Source organism: Thermococcus sp. 101 C5, from assembly GCF_009372125.1.
GTDB lineage: Archaea > Methanobacteriota_B > Thermococci > Thermococcales > Thermococcaceae > Thermococcus_A > Thermococcus_A bergensis.
Genome location: NZ_WHIZ01000094.1, coordinates 1 through 4,648, shown reverse-complemented (window position 1 = coordinate 4,648; position 4,648 = coordinate 1). Strand labels below are relative to the sequence as shown.

General features: G+C 46.9%; 7 protein-coding genes. 4 read left to right on the top strand and 3 right to left on the bottom strand.

Annotated features, from left to right (window positions below):
• The coding region (locus GBV73_RS10495; RefSeq protein ID WP_152878644.1) for a hypothetical protein at positions 1–308 on the bottom strand (308 nt) is incomplete at its 3' end.
• Between the two features lie 89 nt (positions 309–397).
• Here GBV73_RS10495 and GBV73_RS10490 point away from each other — a divergent pair.
• Genes GBV73_RS10490 through GBV73_RS10480 form a run of 3 tightly spaced genes read left to right on the top strand, consistent with a single transcriptional unit; the run spans position 398 to position 3,028 of the window.
• Complete coding sequence (locus GBV73_RS10490) at positions 398–1,450, top strand: hydroxymethylglutaryl-CoA synthase (RefSeq protein ID WP_152881211.1); 1,053 nt, start codon at positions 398–400, stop codon at positions 1,448–1,450.
• A gap of 10 nt (positions 1,451–1,460) precedes the next feature.
• A complete protein-coding gene (locus GBV73_RS10485) occupies positions 1,461–2,618 on the top strand; it encodes a thiolase domain-containing protein (protein WP_152881209.1) in 1,158 nt (385 codons plus the stop codon).
• Between the two features lie 2 nt (positions 2,619–2,620).
• On the top strand, positions 2,621–3,028 hold the full coding sequence (locus GBV73_RS10480; protein ID WP_042701417.1) for a Zn-ribbon domain-containing OB-fold protein: 408 nt from the start codon (positions 2,621–2,623) through the stop codon (positions 3,026–3,028).
• Here GBV73_RS10480 and GBV73_RS10475 read toward each other — a convergent pair whose 3' ends face one another.
• Complete coding sequence (locus GBV73_RS10475; RefSeq protein ID WP_152881206.1) at positions 3,029–3,520, bottom strand: GNAT family N-acetyltransferase; 492 nt, start codon at positions 3,518–3,520, stop codon at positions 3,029–3,031.
• Positions 3,521–3,601: 81 nt separating this feature from the next.
• Here GBV73_RS10475 and GBV73_RS10470 point away from each other — a divergent pair, with 81 nt between their 5' ends.
• The gene (locus tag GBV73_RS10470) at positions 3,602–4,135 is read left to right on the top strand and encodes a multiprotein bridging factor aMBF1 (protein ID WP_152881204.1); all 534 of its coding nucleotides are present in this window, start codon (positions 3,602–3,604) and stop codon (positions 4,133–4,135) included.
• Here the strand turns inward: GBV73_RS10470 and GBV73_RS10465 are convergent, their stop codons facing one another.
• Complete coding sequence (locus tag GBV73_RS10465; protein ID WP_042701409.1) at positions 4,136–4,519, bottom strand: DUF356 domain-containing protein; 384 nt, start codon at positions 4,517–4,519, stop codon at positions 4,136–4,138. It abuts the gene before it with no gap.
• Positions 4,520–4,648 lie beyond the last annotated feature (129 nt).

Here is a 4,648-nt window from a genome sequence, read left to right as displayed (position 1 = left end):
TTCTCCCAGTTGTGGAGGGTTGAGTAGTGAATGTTTGCTCCGAAGAATTTTCTGCCGTAGTGCTGGGCGTCTCTGAGGGGTAGGTTGTAGTATTGTTTAAAGAGGAGTATTGCCAGTATTGTTTTTACTGGAAATTTTTTGGATTTTGGCAGGTTCTTCAGCTTTCCTTCTGATTCGAAGTCTGCTAAAACGTCAAGAATTGCGAATGCCACGCTTTCAGGGTCTTTGAGTCTGTGATCCCATCTGGGGATCACGACAACCACCTGAAAGAATTCAGCAAAAACCCTAATAAAGGTTACTATAAACACGCCCACATTTACCGAAAGGCTTTTATAATGTACGTCTTTAACCTTTGAGAGAACGATTTAAAGATAATCTCTTAAAAAGGTGGTGCCCAATGAGGAAACTGCTGAAGCCAGTAAAGGATGTGGGAATTGTTGGTTATGGTGCCTATGTGCCTATGTATAGAATTAAAAACGAGGAAATTGGAAGGGTTTGGGGAGTGAATGGGTTTCCCATTCAGGAAAAGTCCGTTAATAATTTGGATGAAGATGCAATAACAATAGGAATTGAGGCCGCAAGAAATGCTCTTAAAAGAGCTCAAATCGATCCGAGAGAAATTAGGGCTTTGTGGTTTGGAACCGAATCCAAGCCATATGCGGTCAAACCTTCTGCAACCGTAATTGCTGAGGCAATTGGGGCAACTCCGGATTTAGATGCCGCGGATTTTGAATTCGCATGTAAAGCTGGAACTGAAGCATTGCAAGCTGCTATTGGTTTTGTTGGGAGCGGAATGGCGAAGTATGCCATGGCCATCGGTGCCGATACAGCTCAAGGAAGGCCAGGCGACCATTTAGAGTTTACTGCATCCGCTGGAGGAGCCGCTTATATCGTGGGTGAGAAAAGCTCCGAGACAGTCGCTTATTTTGAGGGAAGCTATTCTTACGTAACCGATACTCCTGACTTCTGGAGAAGACAGCACGAGCACTATCCAAGGCATGGGAATAGATTCACTGGAGAGCCTGCTTACTTCCACCAGATAATAAGCGCCGCAAAGGGCTTAATGGAAGAGCTGGGCTACTCTCCGAGTGATTTTGATTACGCCGTCTTCCACCAGCCAAACGTTAAGTTCCCACTCACAGCTGCGAAGATTCTCGGAATCCCCAAAGAAAAAGTCCTCCCGGGACTGCTGAGCGGAATAATAGGAAACACCTACAGCGGTGCTACATTAGTTGGCATTTCAGCGGTTTTGGACATAGCGAAGCCGGGAGATAGAATTCTCTGGGTAAGCTTTGGAAGTGGGGCCGGAAGCGATGCATTCAGCTTAGTGGTGCAGGATGCAATTGAAGAAAAGAGAGACCTAGCGCCAAAGACCATGGATTACGTAAACAGGAAGAAGTACATTGATTATGCCCTCTACGCAAAGCACAGAGGTAAGTACATCATGTGAGGTGGTTAAAATGAGAAAGCCGGTTATCATTGGTGTGGGATTGACTCCGGTTGGAGAGCACTGGAAGCTGAGCCTTAGAGATTTAGCCGTTGAGGCTTTGCTCAATGCCATGGAAGATGCGGGTGTTGATAAGGTGGATTCACTTTATGTTGGCAACATGGCCTCTGGTTCATTCGTTGAACAGGAAAACCTTGGGGCATTAATAGCGGACTGGGCCGGTCTTGGAAATATTCCAGCCGTTAAAATTGAAGCTGCATGTGCAAGCGGTGGAGCCGCGGTTCAGGAAGGAGTAAAAGCAGTTATGAGCGGTCTTGAAGACGTCGTTGCAGTTGTAGGCGTTGAGAAGATGACCGACGCCTGGCCAAGTGACGCAACAAGGTACCTTGCCTACGCTGCAGATGCAGAGTGGGAGCTTTTCCATGGTGTGAGCTTTGTAGCGCTAAATGCACTTGCCATGAGGCTCTACATGAAGGAATACGGTTATACTGAAGAGGATTTAGCTCTCTTTGCAGTTAACGCTCACGCAAACGGTGCCAAGAACCCATACGCTATGTTCAAGAAGCCAATAACGGTTGAAACCGTTATGAAGAGCCCATATGTAGCTGACCCGCTGAAGCTCTTTGACGCCTCACCAATAGCCGACGGTGCTGCGGCTGTCATAATAACCACCGAAGAGAAGGCCAAAGAATTTGTGGACAGGGCGAAGATGGTCGAGGTTGCGGGAATGGGAAGAGCAGTGGATACCATAAACCTTGCAAACAGAAAGGAGTTCTTGTTCCTCAGAGCGGCAAAGGTTGCTGCAGAAAGGGCATATAAGATGGCCGGTATTGAAGTTAAAGACATAGACTTCTTTGAGGTTCACGATGCCTTTACCGTAATGGCCGCCTTAAGCCTGGAGTCAATTGGCGCTGCGGAGAGAGGAAAGGGTGCAATGCTTGCAAAAGAAGGGCAGATAGCGATTGATGGAGATTACCCAATTCAAACACTCGGTGGACTAAAAGCGAGGGGACACCCTGTAGGGGCTACGGGAGTTTATCAAACCGTAGAAGCAGTATGGCAGCTTAGAGGAGAAGCTCCAAACCAAGTGCCTGATGCGGAGATTGGGTTAACTCAAAACATAGGTGGAACGGGTTCAAACATAACCGTAACCATATTGAGGAGGGTTTGAAGATGGGGAGACCAATGCAGGTTGCCCGTTATTGGAGGCACTTTAAAGAGAAATACCGCCTCATCGGGGGCAAATGTAAGAGCTGCGGTCACGTTCACTTCCCTAAGAGGCCTGTTTGCCCGGAATGTGGAAGCCAAGAGGTAGAGGAGTTCCAGTTCAGCGGAAAGGGCAAAGTGGTAAGCTGGACTATAGTGAGAAACCCGCCAAGCGGTTACGAGTACTACAAGCCGTATCCCATAGCCCTAATTCAGCTCGAAGAGGGGCCGGTGATTTTGGCCCAGCTCACGGATGTTGACCCAGAAGAAATCGACTTTGGCATGGAAGTAGAGATGGTCACGAGAAAGGTTAGGGAGTTCGAAGAGGACGGAATAATCCTCTACGGCTACAAGTTCAGACCTCCGATAAAATGACTACTTTTTTTCTTCTTTTAGGTCTTTTACCATTCTTATCCATATGCCGCTCTTTCCAGCTATTTTGAAGCCGAGCTTTTTGTAGAATTCAATTGCTTTGGTGTTCTTTTCTCCGACCCACAGCTCTATTCTATCATTGTATTTGCTCAGATACTCCAGACACTTTTCCATGAGCTTTTTGCCAACGCTTTTTCCCTGGTAGCCCTTGTCAATTACAAACTCGTGTATGGCCCCTACCACCCTGTCCTCGTATCTGCTGTGCCAGTCGTTATCACACACAATAAACCCAACTATCCTATCACCATCTTTTGCCACGAAGAATCCATCGCTGGCTTTGTTCCAGCACCACCGGAGGTACCTTTTAGCGTAGCTCTCTCCCTCTCCGCCGTATTCTCTCAAGCCCTCGTAGCCCCTCATGTAAATTCCTACAAGGGTCTCGAGTGTTTCTTGGTCCATTTTCTTTAGTTTCTCCACTTTGATTTCATCCGCCATATTTATCGGTGTTATGTTATCAGATGGGTTTATAAAATCTAATCCTAAAACTCAGAGTAGAGAGCGCTGAAGGTGATTTTAATGGCAAAAGCCAAACCAAGGATTTGTGAAATCTGTGGGGCAGAGATTAGAGGACAAGGCCACACGGTGAAAATAGAGGGTGCAGAGCTGTTAGTTTGCAGCAGGTGCTATCAAAAGTATGGCAAGAAAAAGCCTGGAACGTGGAGTCCAATGCCCACCGGAAGGCAACCGAGGAGGACCTACGAGCCAAAGCCTAGACCGAAGCCAGCTCCGAGAACGCAGAAGCCCCTTTATACAGAGGATATCGTTGAGGACTATTCAGAGAGGGTAAGAGAGGCGATTCAAAAAAGTGGTTTGAGCTATGAAGAGCTTTCCCACAAAGTGGGTCTTTCAACAAACCTCCTTAAGAGAATAGCCCACGGGGAGTACATGCCGACCATAGAGGAGGCAAAGAAGCTCGAAAGATACTTTAAGATAACCCTCATTGAGAGGGTAGAGAAAAGCGTGCAGGAGAAAGTTGCGATTCCAAAGGATTACGAGCCGACCCTTGGGGACGTCGCAAACATAAAAATCAGGAAGAAGAAAAAGAAGTGATTATTCCTCGCTCTCTTCTCCATTTCTAGGTCTTTTGGGAGGATAAAACCCCTTCAGCACTTCAAAAGTTCCCCACATTTTGAGGAGTTCCTTATGAACGGGTGAATCTGGAGGGATAACTATTATGTGTGCTGGGGGGTGAATTTCCCTTAATCTGCCTATTGCTTTTGCGGGAGGTAGGTCTATCTGCGCTATAACATGGGCGCGGTACTTCTTCTTGGGCTTCTCTCCAACGATTTTTTCAAACGCCCAGTCAGAGAGAGCTGGGGGTATGATTCTTGGTTTTCCCCTTATCTCCATTCCTCCATATCTAACGAGGTCTGCCAGTGCTACTAGGGCTTTGTCAAAGCTGTCTGTCCTTATCAAAACCATCGTGTTTAGCATATTCTCACCGAGAAGAGGTAAGCCGGAGGGTATTTAAAGAATGTGGTGAGGCGGGGCGTGTTTAGTTTCACCCCCTGTTATTTAAACAGTATTTGACTCTGAGGAGGATTTTCAGACCATAACACATTA